Source organism: Stappia sediminis (assembly GCF_009826895.1).
In the GTDB taxonomy this organism is placed as follows: Bacteria; Pseudomonadota; Alphaproteobacteria; order Rhizobiales; family Stappiaceae; genus Hongsoonwoonella; species Hongsoonwoonella sediminis.
The window spans coordinates 1-15,515 of sequence record NZ_WUMV01000005.1; the positions used below are offsets into that span (position 1 = coordinate 1).

Sequence of the window (15,515 nt, forward strand, 5' to 3'; positions counted from 1 at the left end):
GGGGAGACCAAAACAAAAACCCAGCCAATAAAAAAAACCCCCCCCCCCCGGGGGGGGGAGGGGGGGCGGCAAGCGGCGGGGGGGGGGGGGGAAGTCAACTTCCTCTACCACCTTACCCCTTCGGGATGATCGCCGTTCCCTCGATCTCCACCTTCGCTTCCGGCTCGACGAGCGAGAGTACCTGCACCACCGCCATTGACGGGAAGTGCCGCCCGAGCACGGAGCGGTAGGCCGGCCCGAGGTCCTTCAGCGAATTGCGGTAGGCCTCGATGTCGGTGACGTACCACGTCAGCCGTCCGATATGTTCAGCCCGTCCGCCGGCCGCCTCCACCACCTTGACGACGTTTTCCAGCGTCTGGCGCACCTGCTCGATGAAGTCGGGTGAGAACACGCCGTCAGGCGTCCAGCCCACCTGCCCTCCGGTGAGCACGATCCGCCCCTCGCCCGCCATGCCGTTGGCGTATCCTCTGGGCTTCGGCCATCCTTCGGGAAGAAGCGTTTCAAGGCCGCTCGATGCGCCAGAATCCTTATCGGTGGAAATCTCGGTCACGCTCAAGGCGGTCACTCCCTTAAAAACATCTGCATCTTGTGAAACCACAGCGTCAGGACGCGGCGCGGTCGCCCGCCTCATCCGCTGCGATCGTGCGAAGCGCGAAGCGCTGCAGCTTGCCGGTTTCGGTGCGTGGAAGCCGGTCGACGAACTCCACCGCGCGCGGGTACTTGTAGGGCGCAAGCTCCGCCTTGGCGAAATCCTGCAATTCCTTGACGAGCGCGGCATCCCCGGTGTTGCCCGGTTTCAGCACGATGTAGGCTTTCACGATCTGCCCCCGGTCGGGATCGGGCTTGCCGACCACGCCGCATTCCGCCACCGCCGGGTGGGTCAGCAGCGCGCCTTCCACCTCGGGCCCGGCGATGTTGTAGCCCGATGAGATGATCATGTCGTCGGAGCGCGCCTGATACCAGAAGTAGCCGTCTTCGTCGCGGATGTAGGTGTCGCCGGTGACGTTCCAGCCGTTTTCAACGTATTTTTTCTGCCGCTCGTCCGCGAGATAGCGGCAGCCTGTCGGCCCGCGCACGGCAAGGCGGCCGGGCGTGCCGTCCGGCACGTCGTTGCCGTTCTCGTCGATCACTCTCGCCTCGTATCCGGGCACCGGCTTGCCGGTGGAGCCGGGGCGGATTTCCTCTTCCCGGGCCGCGATGAAGATATGCAGCATCTCGGTCGCGCCGATGCCGTCCATGATCGAGATGCCGGTCGCCGCCTTCCATTCCTCGAAGGTCGCCTTTGGCAGCGCTTCGCCGGCGGAAACGCATTTGCGCAGCGAAGAGATATCCGCCCCGTTGAGCTTCTGCAGGATCGCGCGGTAGGCCGTGGGTGCGGTGAAGACCACCGATGGCTTGTAGAAGGGAATCGCCTCCAGCAGGTCGTCGGGTCCGGCGCGTTCCAGCAGAATGGCCGTCGCGCCCGCGCGGAAGGGGAAGAGCACCAGCCCGCCAAGGCCGAAGGTGAAGGCGAGCGGCGGCGAGCCGATGAAGACGTCGCTCGGCTGCGGCTTCAGCACTTCTTTCGAGTAGCAGTCGCAGATCGCCAGCATGTCGCGGTGGAAATGCATTGTCGCCTTTGGCTCGCCCGTCGTGCCGGACGTGAAGCCGAGCAGGCAGACATCGTCCGTGGCCGTGTCGCATGCCGCGAAGTCTTCGGGCTTTTCAGCCATCTGCGCTTCAAGCGAGTCCGGCTCGCCGCTTCCCGAATAGATCACGGTTTTCAGGAAACCGGACTGGGCAAGCGTCTTTTCCATGTCTTCGGCAAGGCGGTGGTCGCAGACGGCGAGATCGATCTCGGCCTTTCGCGCGATCACGACAAGCTCCTTCGCGCGCAGGAGCGGCATGGTCGCGACCACGATGCCGCCGGCCTTCAGCACCGCGAAATAGACGGCCACCATCATCGGCGAGTTGGGAAAGCGCAGAAGAACCCGGTTGCCGGGCTTCAGGCCATGGTCCTCGCTCAGCACATGCGCGATGCGGTTGATCGTGTGCGCGAGCTCCGTGTAGGTCCAGCGCACGTCCTTCGAGATCACCGCATATTTGCCGCCGCGCCCTTCCACGATGTTGCGGTCGACCAGTTCGACGGCGCAGTTCATCCTCTCCGGATAGCCCAGCCGGTCGAGATTGATGAAGTCCGGCCATTGGTCCTTGGGCGGCAGGTTGTCGGCTGCGAATGTATCCACATGCGCTGATTTCGCCATCACTGAACCCCTCGATATTCCTGTCGTGCGGGCACCCGGGTCTGGGAGGACGGATGCCCGGCTGTTCATTCCGCCGCGATCTTCTTCGCTTTTCTCGCCGCGTGCTCGGCGACCGCCTGACGCGCGATCACCACCTTCTGGATTTCAGATGCGCCCTCGTAGATCCGAAGCGCCCTGATCTCGCGGTAGAGCGCTTCCGGCTTGGAGCCGATGGTCACCCCCTTGCCGCCGTGAAGCTGCACGGCGCTATCGATCACTTCCTGTGCGTTTTCGGTCGCGACGAGCTTGGCAAGCGCTGCCTCGCGCGTGACCCGTTCGGCCCCCTGGTCCTTCGTCCAGGCGGCGCGGTAGACCAGCAGAGCCGCCGCATCCACCTTGGCCACCATGTCGGCGAGCGTCGCTTGCGTCATTTGCAGGTCGGAAAGCGGCGCGTTGAAAAGCGTGCGCGTCATCGTGTGGCAGATCGTCTCGTCGAGGGCCGAGCGTGCGAAACCGAGCGCGGCCGCCCCGACCGTTGAGCGGAAGATGTCGAGCGTCGCCATCGCCACCTTGAAGCCCTCGCCCCCCTTGCCAAGCTGATGGGAAGCCGGCACGCGAACGTTCTTGAAGGAAAGCGTCGCCAGCGGATGCGGGGCGATCGTGTCGATCCGCTCCTTCACGGTCAGCCCCGGCGTATCGGCATCGACGACGAAGGCGGTCAGCCCACGCGCGCCCGGCGCCTCGCCCGTTCGCGCGAAGACGACGTAGTGATCGGCAATCCCGCCGTTCGAGATCCAGGTTTTCTCGCCGTCGATGACGACGTGGTCCGGCCCGTCGGGCTCCGCCGTCGTCGCGAGGGCGGCGACGTCAGATCCCGCTTCGGGTTCCGACAGCGCGAAGGCGGCGATCTTCTCTCCCCGCCCGACAGGCGGCAGGTAGTGCGCCTTCAATTCGTCCGAGCCGTAAAGCGAGATCGACCCGGTGCCGAGGCCCTGCATGGCGAAAGCGAAATCGGCAAGCCCGTCGAAGCGGGCAAGCGTTTCGCGGACAATGCAGAGCGAACGCACGTCGAGGGTGTCGCTCTCGCCGCCGTAAGCAGCGGGGATGGCGTGTTTCAGGATGCCCGCCTGCCCCATTGCCTCCACAAGCCTGCGACAGCTCCCGTCGATATCGTGGTGACTGACGAGCCCGCCGACATTCTCGCGTGCCCAGAGTTCGACGGCCGCCGCCAGCACCCGGTGGCGCTCTTCGAAAAACGGCCAGTTGAGGAAGCTGTTGTCGATCATCTCAGTTCCCCTCGAAGACCGGCGTCTCTTTATTGGCGAAAGCTTCGAAAGCGCGCCGGTAGTCCTCCGTCTTCATGCAAACGGCCTGCGCCAGTGCTTCGGCCTCGATGGCCTGGTCGATAGACATGTCCCATTCCATATGCATCATGCGCTTGGTCATGGCGTTGCCGAACGTGGGCCCCGCCGAAAGCTCCTCGGCCAGTTTTGTCGCCTCGCCCAGCACCGCTTCCGTCTCAACAAGCCGGTTGAAGAAGCCCCAGCGTTCCGCCTCCTCGCCCTTCATCACGCGACCGGTGTAAAGCAGTTCCGACGCCCGTCCCTGGCCGATGATCCGGGGCAGGATCGCGCAGGCACCCATGTCGCATCCGGCAAGGCCCACCTTGTTGAAGAGAAAGGCGACCTTGGCGTTCGCGGTGCCGATGCGCATGTCGGACGCCATGGCGATGATCGCGCCCGCTCCCACGCATATGCCATCGATCGCGGCGATGATCGGCTGCGGGCAGGCGCGCATCGCCTTCACCAGTTCGCCCGTCATCGTCGTGAACTGCAAAAGCCCCGGCATGTCGCGGGATAACAGCGGCTGGATGATCTCGAACACGTCTCCGCCGGAGCAGAAGTTGCCGCCAGCTCCGGTAATCACGATGGTCTTCACCTCGTCGTCGAACTGCAGCGCGCGGAAGAGGTCGCGCAACTCGGCGTAGGAGGAGAACGTCAGCGGGTTCTTGCGCTCGGGCCGGTTCAGCGTCACGGTCGCCGTCTTGCCCTTCACCTCCAGCAGGAAGTGGCGCGGCGTGTAGTTTCTGACCGGCAGCGTGATGTCGTAGCTTTCCCGGGCGCCTGAAAGGCCAGCCTGCTCGCTCATTCCTCGTTTCCTTGCTCGTCGCTTTGTTCCATCGCCCGGCGCACGGATGCTTTCGTGCGTCCCAGCAGGCGCATGAGTTCGCCCATGTCGCCGTCGTCCAGTTGATTGAAAAAATCGCCGATCCAGTCGCCGTGGGCTTCCGCCATGGTGGCGAAGCTTTCGTGGCCCTTCGCCGTCAGCTTGACGAGGGAGGAGCGCCGGTCGGCGGGTGCTGCGTGGCGTTCCAGAAGCCCGTCCTGCACCAGCCGGTCGACAAGGCCGGTGACGTTTCCGGCGGAAACCATCATTCGCCGTGAAAGCTCGCCGAGCGTCATTCCGTCAGGCGCCTTTTCAAGCTGCGCCATCAGGTCGAAGCGCGGCAGCGTGACGTTGAAGCGCTCGCGCAGCCGCGAGCGGATTTCGGCTTCGATCAGGTTCGTGCAGGTCAGCAACCTCAGCCACAGCCTGAGTTCGTCCTTGTGGTCGCCATGGCCGTGGGTGCGCGTTTCCGCGTCGATTGCGATTGCCTCGGCTACGTCCCGCTCGCTCATGCTCACCTCGATCAAGCTCGACTCACATCACTTCGCCGCCAGCAATCGCGATCGACTGGCCGGTCACGCTGCGCGCGCCTTCGCCTGCCAGCCACGCGACCGTGTCGGCGATCTCTTCCGGCTCGATCAGCCGCTTCTGCGGGTTGTCGCGCACCATTTCCGAAATCACCTCCGCCTCCGCGCGACCGGTCTTTTCCACGATGCGTTCAACGCTTGCCCGCAGGAGATCGGTATCGGCGAAACCGGGGCAGATGGCGTTCACCGTCACGCCCTTTTCGGCGGTCTCGAGCGCCATTGCGCGCGTCAGTCCAACGACCGCGTGTTTCGCCGCCACATAGGCGGACACGTAGCGGTATCCCTTCAGCCCGGCGGTCGAGGCGATATTGATGATCCGCCCATAGCCTTCGGCGATCATGCCCGGCAACACGGCCTGCGACGCGGTTACAACGCTTTCCAGGTTGACGCTCAGCATCCGCTGGAAAAGGTCCGGCGGCGCTTTCAGGAAAGGCGCGCTTTCCGCCGCCCCAGCGTTATTGACGAGGATCGCCACCCCCCCATGCACGTCCTCCGCCTCGGAGATAGCCGCTCGAAGCGCATCGCGGTCGGTCACATCTGCGGAGACGAAGCCATGCGCGCCGATCTCGTGCGAGACCTGCTCCAGCCGCGTCTGGTTGCGGCCGAGGATCGTTACCGTCGCGCCCTCGCCAACCAGGCGTTTGGCGATCGAAACGCCGATCCCGCGCGAACCGCCGGTGACCAGCGCATGGTGTCCGTGAAGGGGTAAAGCGGCCACGTGTTTTTCCCACCGTTGCGTCACGAATTATTTTAAGCTTAAAATATCTCGCAGAAGGACGCAAGCGCACCGAGGCCGGCAAAACGGATTGCCGGCCCGGAACAGGCAGGAGGTAAGGCCGATGCGGATCGAAGTGATCGGGGGCGGACCGGCGGGGCTCTATTTCGCCATTCTCATGAAAAAGCAGCGGCCGAACGCCCGCATCCGGGTGATCGAGCGCAACCGCCCGGATGACACCTTCGGCTTCGGCGTGGTCTTTTCCGACCAGACGCTCGACACGTTCGAGGAGTATGATCTTCCCAGCTACAAGGCGATTACCGAGAATTTCGCCTATTGGGACGACATCGAAATCCACTTCAAGGGTTCGCTTCACCGGATCGGCGGCAACGGCTTTTGCGGCTGTTCCCGGCGCACGCTTCTCCTGCTCCTGCAGGACCGCGCCCGCGAACTCGGCATCGAGATGGATTTCGAGACCGAGATCAAGAGCCTCGACGAACTGGCGGGCGCCGACCTCATCGTCGCAGCCGACGGCATCAACTCCTTCGTGCGCGAGCAGAATCGCGAGCATTTCCAGCCGCAGGTCGACCTTCGCCCCAACAAGTTCACCTGGATGGGCTCCACCAAGCCGCTAGACGCCTTCACGTTCTACTTCAAGGAGACCGAGCACGGCATTTTCATCGCCCACACTTACCAGTATGAGCCCGGCCGCTCGACCTGGGTGCTGGAAACCGATCCCGAAACCTTCGACAAGGCCGGCCTCGGCGACATGTCGGAGGAAGAATCGGCCCGTTTCCTCGAAGGTGTCTTCGCCGAGGAACTCGACGGTCATCCGCTAATGATCAACCGTTCGCTCTGGCGTCAGTTCCCGATGATCCGCAACAAGCGCTGGACCATGGACAACGTCGTGCTTCTGGGCGACGCGAAGTCGACGGCGCATTTCTCCATCGGCTCGGGCACGAAGCTCGCGATGGAGGATGCAATCGCCCTTTACGAAAGCTTCCGCCGCAAGGATACGGTCGAGGCCGCCCTTGCCGATTTCGAGGCGACGCGCCGCGAGGACGTGGAGAAAACCCAGCACGCGGCGGATGTTTCGCTCGTCTGGTTCGAGCACGTGAAGCGCTACTGGCCGATGGATCCGGTCACCTTCTCCTTCGGCGTGATGACGCGTTCAAAGGCGATCACCTATGACAATCTGGAGCTTCGCGCACCGGAGTTCGTGAAGGAGGCAAGCCAGGTCTTCGCCAAATCCGTGCGCGCCCAGGGCTTCGATGTGGATGTCGAAAACCCCGCGCCGCCCGCCTTCCAGCCGTTCAGGATGCGCGGAATGACGGTTGAAAACCGCTTCGTCGTCTCGCCCATGTGCATGTATTCCGCCAAGGAAGGCATGCCGACCGATTTCCACTTCGTCCATTACGGCGCACGCGCCGTTGGCGGGGCCGGCATCATCTTCACCGAAATGACCTGCGTTGCGCCGGACGCCCGCATCACCCACGGCTGCACCGGGCTTTGGAACGACGAGCAACAGGCCGCCTGGACGCGGATCGTCGATTTCGTTCATGCGAATTCGAAGGCGAAGATCTGCCTCCAGCTCGGCCACGCGGGCCGCAAGGGCGCCTCGAAGCTGATGTGGGAAGGCATGGACCAGCCTTTGCCGGAAGGTGAGGCATGGCCGATTATCTCCGCCTCGGCGGTTTCCTATTATCCCGAAAGCCAGGTGCCGCGCGAAATGACGCGCGAGGACATGGACCGGGTGAAAAGCGAATTTATTGCCGCCGCGAAGCGCGGCATAGACTGTGGCTTCGACATGCTGGAACTTCACTCGGCCCACGGATATCTGCTGGCGAGCTTCCTGTCGCCTGTCACCAACAAGCGGACGGACGAATACGGCGGGTCGATCGAAAACCGCCTGCGCTATCCGCTGGAGGTTTTCAAGGCGCTGCGCGAGGTTTGGCCGAACGACAAGCCTATGTCGGTCCGCATTTCCGCGACCGACTGGATCGAGGGCGGGATTACCGGCGACGATGCGGTGAAGATCGCCGAAGCCTTTGCCGATGCGGGTGCCGACCTTGTCGATTGTTCCACCGGCCAGACGGCACCGGAAAGCGCGCCGGTTTACGGGCGCATGTTCCAGACGCCTTACGCCGACCAGATCAGGAACGAAGGCGGGCTCGCCACAATGGCGGTCGGCGCGATCACATCCGCCGATCAGGCGAACACGATCCTGGCGGCAGGCCGTGCGGATCTTATCGCGCTCGGACGTCCGCATCTGGCCGATCCCTCCTTCACGCTGCGTGCGGCGGGCGAATACGGCGTCAGCGGCATCTTCGCCCCGGTCCAATACGAACCCGGCAAGGCGCAGCTCCTCCGGAATGCCGAGCGCGACCGCGAGGAGCTGATCGAGCTGAAGCTGAAGGCCAAGCCCAAGACCCACAATCCGGCCATGCGCGAAGCGGCGGAGTAACGACATTGAAAACCCCGCTGAAGCGGGGTTTTCTGAAATACGACCATTTCGATATATCTAGATGACGGCCACGCCATCCGGAAAGTGTGGCTCATCCCCTCTGCCGAATTTGGAGAGGCGATCCGCAATTAAGGCTCGCCTCTTTTCGTCGGACGCCAAATTGACGATGCTAATCTCCACGTCGAGACATCCATTCGGCCACCGCGTAAACATTGCAGCGATACCACTGGTAATGGCCTTGTTGAAGTTATCCGCCAGATCGGGCCTTCGCGATGCAACCTCTTTGAACTGAGCGTACCATTTCGGGCCTTCAGTTTCGTTTCTTGCGTCGATATCCAGGAGTTTGCGCTTAAACGCTTGGGATTTTTCCTCCGAGGAAATCGCTTCAGTCAGGAACGCCAATGCCCTTAATGCCTCGACTGGCACTTCTTCATCGTCAACGATCGCATTGACCGCATCATAGTGGGCTTCAAGAACGAGCTTAGCCGCCCTGAGTTCATGCGCTCTCTTGTGCAGCGCCAATCTGCGGTTTCGTATTATCGCCCCAAACGCCAGCCCTGCACTGGCCATAGTGATAAACCAAAGCAAGTCCGTCGATTCAATCGGCATCACTCGCCACCTTTCCGGCAATTCTCCGTTGCATGCGCTTCAGCGTCTCTCGCCCCTCTTGGGCTTCTACGCTCTCAACGTTCAATTCGGCCATTCGCCGGTCATGGGCCTCTTTCGACTTCATGCGTGTATTATATATGACGTATACGCATAGTGGAAATCCGCCTGCAAGAACGCCGTTAACGCCACTCGACAGCAAGGCTGCCCCGACGAGCAGGCAGGTCGCTCCAAAAACCGCTTCGGGGTGTCCCTTCAACGCTGTGAAGATTGACTTCCATACGCCGGCAAAGTCCTCCATTAAGACATCCTGAAACAAATAAAGCCAGTTTTTTCGCCTTCAGATTGCAGGAGAAATAATCCACCCGTCAACCTCCGCTCGCAAATCGGGTCGCGACGCCCTGTTCCACCCGATACTGGCTGTTTCCATCGAAAAACGAAGGAGACGCCCATGACGAAGATCCGCTTTCAGGCATTGCCGAGCGAAATCGCCCGCCACTACCGCGAGGGAGGCAAGGATGCCAACGGACATGTGCCGGAAAAAGGCGTATCGGACGGTCAGGCGCCCTGCCGCCATTGCCTGAAGGAAATCGCGGACGGAAAGCCGATGCTCATCCTCTCGCACCGCCCGTTTGACGAGGCACAACCCTATGCGGAGGTCGGGCCGATCTTCCTCTGCGCGGAAAACTGCGAGCGCCATCCTGACGCGGAAGATACGCCGGACATGTTCCTCGGCTGGGAGCATCTGAACGTTCGCGGCTACGGTGCCGACAACCGCATCGTCTACGGCACCGGCAGGATCGTGCCGACGGCGGACGTCTCCAAATACGCGGAGGAACTGCTGGAAAAGCCCGAAATCGCCTACGTCCACCTGCGCTCGGCATCCAACAACTGCTATCAGGCGCGGATCGAGCGGGACGCGGCGGACTGAACGGCCTTGCCGTCAGCAATATGCCACCAAATGCAATTGGGAAAATCCCATCTCAGACGTATTGTCCGGGCTAGACCCACTGCTGTTCGGTAAAGATATCTCATTGGGGCTTTTTTGCATGGCACTCGCCCACACTCCGCCGTCGCGCCCGCCTTGAGCGGGCGTCCAATCACGGTGCAACAGGCAAGAGCGGCATTGATTACAGTAGATGACTACCGCTAACTGCTTGATATTTCAATGCATTTGGCAATGTGGAATAGGCCCCGGATCAAGTCCGAGGCGACTCCGGGTATGAGGCATGGAGATTACCAATGTCCGGCGCCGTGTGCGCCGGATTCGGATATCATTGACCTTGCAGCGTGTCTTGTTCCAGAAATGATCCCAAATCGGCCAACCTTTCAACAGGCTCGCCAACAGCGAGCAATTTTAACTGGACAAGAGTGGGGCTAGACCCGGGCAACCATGTTAGATTTCATCCAGTGCTCGCTGATCAAGCCGCACTGGAAAAATCGTAATTTAAAGTCGTGAGTTACCCTCCAAACAATGAGCAAATCTTCAGCTGCCAATCTGAAATTCCGCATTGAGAACCTTGCAAACTACCCACAATTCATTCCCGTCGTTGCAAAATGGCTTTACGACGAGTGGGGGTATCGGCGTGAGGGCGCAAGCTTAGAGACATCAATTGAGCGCGTGTCTCAGCGATGCAATCTGCACGGCGTGCCAGTAATTTGGATCGCAATTTCTGCAACCGGCGTTCCGATCGCGACAATAAGCATTGTCGAAAAGGAAGATCCAACGGATGAGCCTGGCCCCTGGGTATCCAGCCTTTATACGGTTTACGTCGCACGAGGGCGAGGCTGCGGAGGCGCCCTTCTAAGTCACCTTGAGGAGTATGCTGCGGCTAAAGGATGTGCGCGCCTTCTCCTAACGGCGGCAACTCCCGATTTCTATGCAAAGCGTGGATGGCAAGAGACGGGCCGCATTAAGGGCGGTGAGCCGATCATGCAAAAGCGCATATCCTGAAGTCGACCGCGAACGTAAGCACGCTGATTGGACACTAGAGCATATTCCGTTCAGATTGAACCGATCTGAACGGCAAGAATATTCTCAAGGTATTGATTCTGGAGCGATTTCTTATCCTACAGGTGATTCCACCTGAAGGGAAAGCGCTCTAGATAAGCTTGTCATCCCCGCGAAAGCAGGGATCTCCCGTCATGCACGTCGAGATTCCCGCCTACGCGGGGCTTGTCCCCGTGGAGACGGGGAATGATAAGTGATCCGCCTTCCCTCAGTCCACCTTGCGGACAGCGCCCTTGGCCGCCGACGTCGTCAGCTTGGCGTAGGCCTTGAGCGCCGCCGTCACCTTGCGCGTGCGCTGCTCGGTCGGTTTCCAGGCCTGATCGCCCTTCGCTTCCATCGCCGCGCGGCGCTTTGCCAGTTCCTCGTCGGAGATGGCAAGGTTGATCGTCCGGTTCGGGATATCGATCTCGATCGTGTCGCCTTCCTCGACAAGTCCGATCGCCCCGCCTTCAGCCGCTTCCGGGGAAGCGTGGCCGATGGAAAGCCCCGAGGTGCCGCCGGAAAACCGCCCGTCGGTGACGAGCGCGCAGGCCGCGCCCAGCTTCTTCGATTTCAGGTAGCTTGTCGGATAGAGCATTTCCTGCATGCCCGGCCCGCCGCGCGGACCCTCGTAGCGGATGACGACTACATCACCCGCCTGAACCTGATTGCCGAGGATGCCGCGCACGGCCGAATCCTGGCTTTCGAAGACCTTCGCCTTGCCCGTAAACTTCAGGATCGAGTCGTCGACGCCCGCCGTCTTCACGATGCAGCCTTCCTCGGCGATATTGCCGAAGAGAACGGCAAGCCCGCCGTCCTGGCTGAAGGCGTGTTCCTTGGAGCGGATGACGCCCCTCTCGCGGTCGTCGTCCACGCTGTCGTAGCGGCAATCCTGCGAAAAGGCGACCTGCGTCGGAATACCGCCCGGCCCCGCCCGGTAGAAGTTGATCGCCGTATCCGAATTCGTGCGCTTGATGTCCCAGCGGTCGAGCGCATCGCTCATGGTTTCGGAATGAACCGTCGGCAGCGACGTGTCGATCAGCCCGGCCCGGTCCAGTTCGCCGAGGATACCCATGATGCCGCCGGCGCGGTGCACGTCTTCCATGTGAACGTTCGCGACCGAGGGCGCCACCTTGCAGAGCACCGGTACGTTGCGCGACAGCTTGTCGATGTCGCTCATGTCGAAATCGATTTCGCCTTCCTGTGCGGCAGCGAGAAGATGCAGCACCGTGTTCGTCGAGCCGCCCATGGCGATGTCGAGCGTCATGGCATTCGCGAAAGCCTGGCGGTTGGCGATAGCGCGCGGCAGCACGCTCTCGTCGTCCTGCTCGTAATGGCGCTTGGCGAGATCGACGATCAGGTGCCCCGCCTCGATGAAGAGCCGCTTGCGGTCGCCGTGGGTCGCCAGCGTCGATCCGTTGCCGGGAAGCGCAAGGCCCAGCGCCTCCGTCAGGCAGTTCATGGAGTTCGCCGTGAACATGCCGGAGCACGAACCGCAGGTCGGGCAGGCGGAGCGTTCGATCGTCTGCACGTCCTCGTCGGACACGCTGTCGTCGGCGGCTGCCACCATGGCGTCGACGAGGTCGAGCGCCTTTTCCTTGCCGGCAAGCTTCACCTTGCCCGCTTCCATCGGCCCGCCGGAAACGAAGACGGCGGGAATGTTGAGTCGCATCGCGGCCATCAGCATGCCGGGCGTGATCTTGTCGCAGTTGGAAATGCACACCATCGCGTCGGCGCAATGGGCGTTGACCATATATTCCACGCTGTCGGCGATGATCTCGCGCGAAGGCAGCGAATAGAGCATGCCATCGTGGCCCATGGCGATGCCGTCATCGACGGCGATGGTGTTGAATTCCTTGGCGATGCCGCCCGCCGCCTCGATCTCGCGCGCGACCATCTGGCCAAGGTCCTTCAGGTGCACATGCCCCGGCACGAACTGGGTGAAGGAGTTCACCACGGCGATGATCGGCTTGCCGAAATCGCCGTCCTTCACGCCCGTCGCGCGCCAAAGTCCGCGCGCACCGGCCATGTTGCGGCCATGGGTGGTGGTTCTGGAGCGATAAGGGGGCATGACGAAACCTCGGTATTTCTCTGCAAGCCGGCGAAAATCGACACCGGCCTTCGTGACCCGGTGTTTTGTCAGTTTTTTAGTGCGGGGGAAAGGGCGGAAAAGGCCGAAACGGTTCGCCGGGGGTCGTATTGACGATGGTGTTTATTGCCAAGATCCCCCTGTCATCCCCGCGAAGGCGGGGATCTCCCGCCGCTTTCCGTGGCCATACCGCGCGAGATGCCCGCCTCCGCGGGCATGACAAACACTAGTGTAGGCGCTCCCTCAAACGCTCAAATACCTCTCAAGCACGCCCCGGTCGGCCTTCAGCGCATCCGTGTCGCCGGTCCACACCACCTGCCCCTTCTCCACCACCACATGGCGGTTGGCGAGCGTTTCCAGCGCATCGATGTTCTTGTCGATGACGAGGATCGACTGTCCCTCCCCCTTCAGCCGGTCGAGGCAGGCCCAGATTTCGGCGCGGATCAGCGGGGCGAGCCCCTCCGTCGCCTCATCCAGGATCAGAAGCTTCGGGTTGGTCATCAGCGCCCGGCCGATGGCAAGCATCTGCTGTTCGCCGCCTGAAAGCTGATTGCCGAGGTTTTTCCGCCGCTCCTTCAGCCTTGGAAAGAACTCGTAGACCCGCTCAAGCGTCCAGCCCGGCTTCGCGTTCCGCCGGTTGGCGCTGGTGGCGATCAGGTTCTCCTCCACGCTGAGGGTCGGGAAGATCTGCCGCCCTTCCGGCACCAGCCCGATGCCCGCCTGCGCGATCCTGTAGGGCGGCGCGTTGGTCAGGTCCTCGCCGGAGAAGACCACCTTGCCGCCTTCCAGCTTCAAAAGCCCCATGATGGTGCGGATCGTCGTCGTCTTGCCCATGCCGTTGCGGCCCATGAGCGTGACGACCTCGCCCTCGCCGACCGCGAAACGCATGCCGTAAAGCACCTGCGCCTCACCGTAGCCCGCCTCAAGACCGGAGACTTCCAGAAGCGCGCTCATGCCGCCTCCTCGCCGAGATAGGCTTCGCGCACCTTCGGGTCGTTGCGGATTTCCTCGGGCGTTCCCGTCGCCACCACCGCGCCGTAGACAAGCACGGATATCCGGTCGGCAAGCGCGAAGACCGCGCTCATGTCGTGCTCGACAAGCATCATCGCGTAGCGGCCCTTCAGCCTGTTGAGGATTTCGACCAGCCGGTCGGTTTCCTCGCGTCCCGTGCCCGCCATCGGCTCGTCGAGGAGCAGCAGCTTCGGCTCGCTTGCGAGCGCAATGGCGATTTCGAGCGAGCGTTTTTCCCCGTGCGACAGCGCGCCCGCATGAACGTCCGCCCGGTTGCCGAGGCCAAGGTCGGTCAGGTAACGCCCGGCTTCCGCGTTCAGCGCTTCGTCCTTCGAGACGTTCTTCAGGAAATGGAACGAATGCCCCTGCCGCGCCTGAATGGCGAGCGCGACATTCTCTCGTGCGGTGAATTCGGGCAGGATCGTGGTGATCTGGAAGGAGCGGGCAAGGCCCGCCCTCGCGCGCTTGTCCATCGAAAGCTGCGTGACGTCGTGCCCGGCGAAGACGATCCGCCCTTTATCCGGGCGAAGCGAGCCCGAGATCTGGCCGATCAGCGTCGTCTTGCCCGCCCCGTTCGGCCCGATGACGGCGTGGATCTCGCCGGGCAGCACGTCGAGCGAGACCTTGTCGGTCACCCTTAGTGCGCCGAAGTTCTTTTCAAGCCCGTCAAGCGTCAGGATAGGCTCACTCATGGCGCTTGCCTCCCGGAATGAGGCCCATCAGCCCGCCGCGCGCGAACAGCACGACGAGGATCAGGAACGGGCCGAAGATGAGCCGCCAATGCTCGGTGACATGCGACAGCACCTCTTCCAGCACCAGATAGCCGGTCGCCCCCAGAACGGCACCGGCGAACGAGCCGAGCCCGCCAAGAACCACCATGAATATAAGGTCGCCCGAGCGGTGCCAGGTCATGTATGCGGGCGAGACGAACTCCGCCGCATTGGCGAGAAGCGCGCCGGAAATGCCGGCCAGCATGCCGGCGATCACGAATGCGACAAGGCGATAGGTGTAAGGCTCGATGCCGATCGCCTGCAGCCGCATCTCGCTTTGCCGCGCGCCTTGCAGCACCCGCCCGAAACGCGAATTGACGAGCGTCGCGCACAGCCACCACGCGCCCGCGAGAAAGGCGAGCACCACGTAGTAGAAGGTCGTGCGGTCGGAAAGCACGCTGGAGCCGAACACCTCCGTTCGCCCCCAGATCGTCAGCCCGTCGTCGCCGCCATAGGCCGAAAGCGAGGTCGCGGTGAAAAACGCCATTTGCCCGAAGGCGAGCGTGATCATGATGAAATAGACGCCGCGCGTCTTCAGGCTGATCGCGCCTGTGACCGCCGCAAAGAGCCCGCAAACGAGCAGCGTCACCGGCAGGCTTATGTAAAACTCCCAGATGCCGTTTTCGGCGAGGATGCCGACGCAATAGGCCCCGAGCCCGATATAGGCGGCGTGCCCGAAGCTTACCATCGCTCCGAAGCCGAGGATCAGCGCCAGGCTGACGGCGGCGATCGCGAAGATCATCACCCGGATCGCGAAGAAGACGAGGAAACTGTCGTCGAGCGCCATGGCAAGCGGCGGAAGAAGAGCGAATGCGGCGAGAATGATCGCCGGCAAAACGCGCGCTCGGAAAATCGGCGTCGCCACAGCTTGCTTGTCGGATGCTACTGCCGTCAT

15 protein-coding genes are annotated in these 15,515 nt (G+C 62.2%); 3 read left to right on the plus strand and 12 right to left on the minus strand.

Translation table 11 applies throughout. The features are described 5' to 3' along the window. Positions 1-112: 112 nt before the first annotated feature. From GR183_RS12080 to GR183_RS12105, 6 genes are all read right to left on the minus strand, one after another. Complete coding sequence (locus GR183_RS12080) at positions 113-556, minus strand: RidA family protein (protein ID WP_244313724.1); 444 nt, start codon at positions 554-556, stop codon at positions 113-115. A 46-nt stretch (positions 557-602) separates the two neighbouring features. After that, positions 603-2,243 (minus strand): benzoate-CoA ligase family protein, encoded by a 1,641-nt coding sequence (locus GR183_RS12085; protein WP_160775906.1) that lies wholly within the window; start codon positions 2,241-2,243, stop codon positions 603-605. 65 nt (positions 2,244-2,308) lie between these two features. After that, positions 2,309-3,508 carry an acyl-CoA dehydrogenase family protein gene (locus GR183_RS12090; RefSeq protein WP_160775907.1) on the minus strand — a complete coding sequence of 400 codons (1,200 nt, stop codon included), beginning with the start codon at positions 3,506-3,508 and terminating at the stop codon, positions 2,309-2,311. A 1-nt stretch (position 3,509) separates the two neighbouring features. Then, positions 3,510-4,370 carry an enoyl-CoA hydratase family protein gene (locus GR183_RS12095; RefSeq protein ID WP_160775908.1) on the minus strand — a complete coding sequence of 287 codons (861 nt, stop codon included), beginning with the start codon at positions 4,368-4,370 and terminating at the stop codon, positions 3,510-3,512. Beyond that, positions 4,367-4,900, minus strand: coding sequence for a MarR family winged helix-turn-helix transcriptional regulator (locus GR183_RS12100; protein ID WP_160775909.1), 534 nt, complete (start codon positions 4,898-4,900; stop codon positions 4,367-4,369). The genes GR183_RS12095 and GR183_RS12100 overlap by 4 nt, the downstream gene beginning before the upstream one ends. Positions 4,901-4,922: 22 nt before the next feature. Next, on the minus strand, positions 4,923-5,693 hold the full coding sequence (locus GR183_RS12105) for an SDR family NAD(P)-dependent oxidoreductase (RefSeq protein ID WP_160775910.1): 771 nt from the start codon (positions 5,691-5,693) through the stop codon (positions 4,923-4,925). Between the two features lie 121 nt (positions 5,694-5,814). Between GR183_RS12105 and GR183_RS12110 the strand changes: the two genes are divergently transcribed. Continuing rightward, positions 5,815-8,154, plus strand: a complete 2,340-nt coding sequence (locus GR183_RS12110) for a bifunctional salicylyl-CoA 5-hydroxylase/oxidoreductase (RefSeq protein WP_160775911.1) — start codon at positions 5,815-5,817, stop codon at positions 8,152-8,154. Positions 8,155-8,211: 57 nt separating this feature from the next. On the opposite strand, the gene GR183_RS12115 is transcribed toward GR183_RS12110, so the two are convergent. Continuing rightward, the gene (locus GR183_RS12115) at positions 8,212-8,763 is read right to left on the minus strand and encodes a hypothetical protein (RefSeq protein WP_160775912.1); all 552 of its coding nucleotides are present in this window, start codon (positions 8,761-8,763) and stop codon (positions 8,212-8,214) included. After that, the gene (locus tag GR183_RS12120) at positions 8,753-9,061 is read right to left on the minus strand and encodes a hypothetical protein (RefSeq protein ID WP_160775913.1); all 309 of its coding nucleotides are present in this window, start codon (positions 9,059-9,061) and stop codon (positions 8,753-8,755) included. Before GR183_RS12120 ends, GR183_RS12115 begins: the two co-directional genes overlap by 11 nt. Before the next feature lie 150 nt (positions 9,062-9,211). On the opposite strand from GR183_RS12120, the gene GR183_RS12125 reads away from it, so the two are divergent. Both GR183_RS12125 and GR183_RS12130 read left to right on the plus strand, forming a co-directional pair. Continuing rightward, a complete protein-coding gene (locus GR183_RS12125) occupies positions 9,212-9,691 on the plus strand; it encodes a DUF1203 domain-containing protein (protein WP_160775914.1) in 480 nt (159 codons plus the stop codon). Positions 9,692-10,234: 543 nt separating this feature from the next. Beyond that, complete coding sequence (locus GR183_RS12130) at positions 10,235-10,714, plus strand: GNAT family N-acetyltransferase (protein ID WP_160775915.1); 480 nt, start codon at positions 10,235-10,237, stop codon at positions 10,712-10,714. Between the two features lie 265 nt (positions 10,715-10,979). Here the strand turns inward: GR183_RS12130 and ilvD are convergent, their stop codons facing one another. The 4 genes from ilvD to GR183_RS12150 form a co-directional block, all read right to left on the minus strand. After that, a complete protein-coding gene (gene ilvD, locus GR183_RS12135) occupies positions 10,980-12,821 on the minus strand; it encodes a dihydroxy-acid dehydratase (RefSeq protein ID WP_160775916.1) in 1,842 nt (613 codons plus the stop codon). Positions 12,822-13,082: 261 nt separating this feature from the next. Next, positions 13,083-13,793 (minus strand): ABC transporter ATP-binding protein, encoded by a 711-nt coding sequence (locus GR183_RS12140; RefSeq protein WP_160775917.1) that lies wholly within the window; start codon positions 13,791-13,793, stop codon positions 13,083-13,085. Continuing rightward, positions 13,790-14,542, minus strand: coding sequence for an ABC transporter ATP-binding protein (locus GR183_RS12145; RefSeq protein WP_160775918.1), 753 nt, complete (start codon positions 14,540-14,542; stop codon positions 13,790-13,792). The genes GR183_RS12140 and GR183_RS12145 overlap by 4 nt, the downstream gene beginning before the upstream one ends. Continuing rightward, entirely contained in the window at positions 14,535-15,515 is a 981-nt protein-coding gene (locus tag GR183_RS12150; protein WP_160775919.1) for a branched-chain amino acid ABC transporter permease, read from the minus strand. The genes GR183_RS12145 and GR183_RS12150 overlap by 8 nt, the downstream gene beginning before the upstream one ends.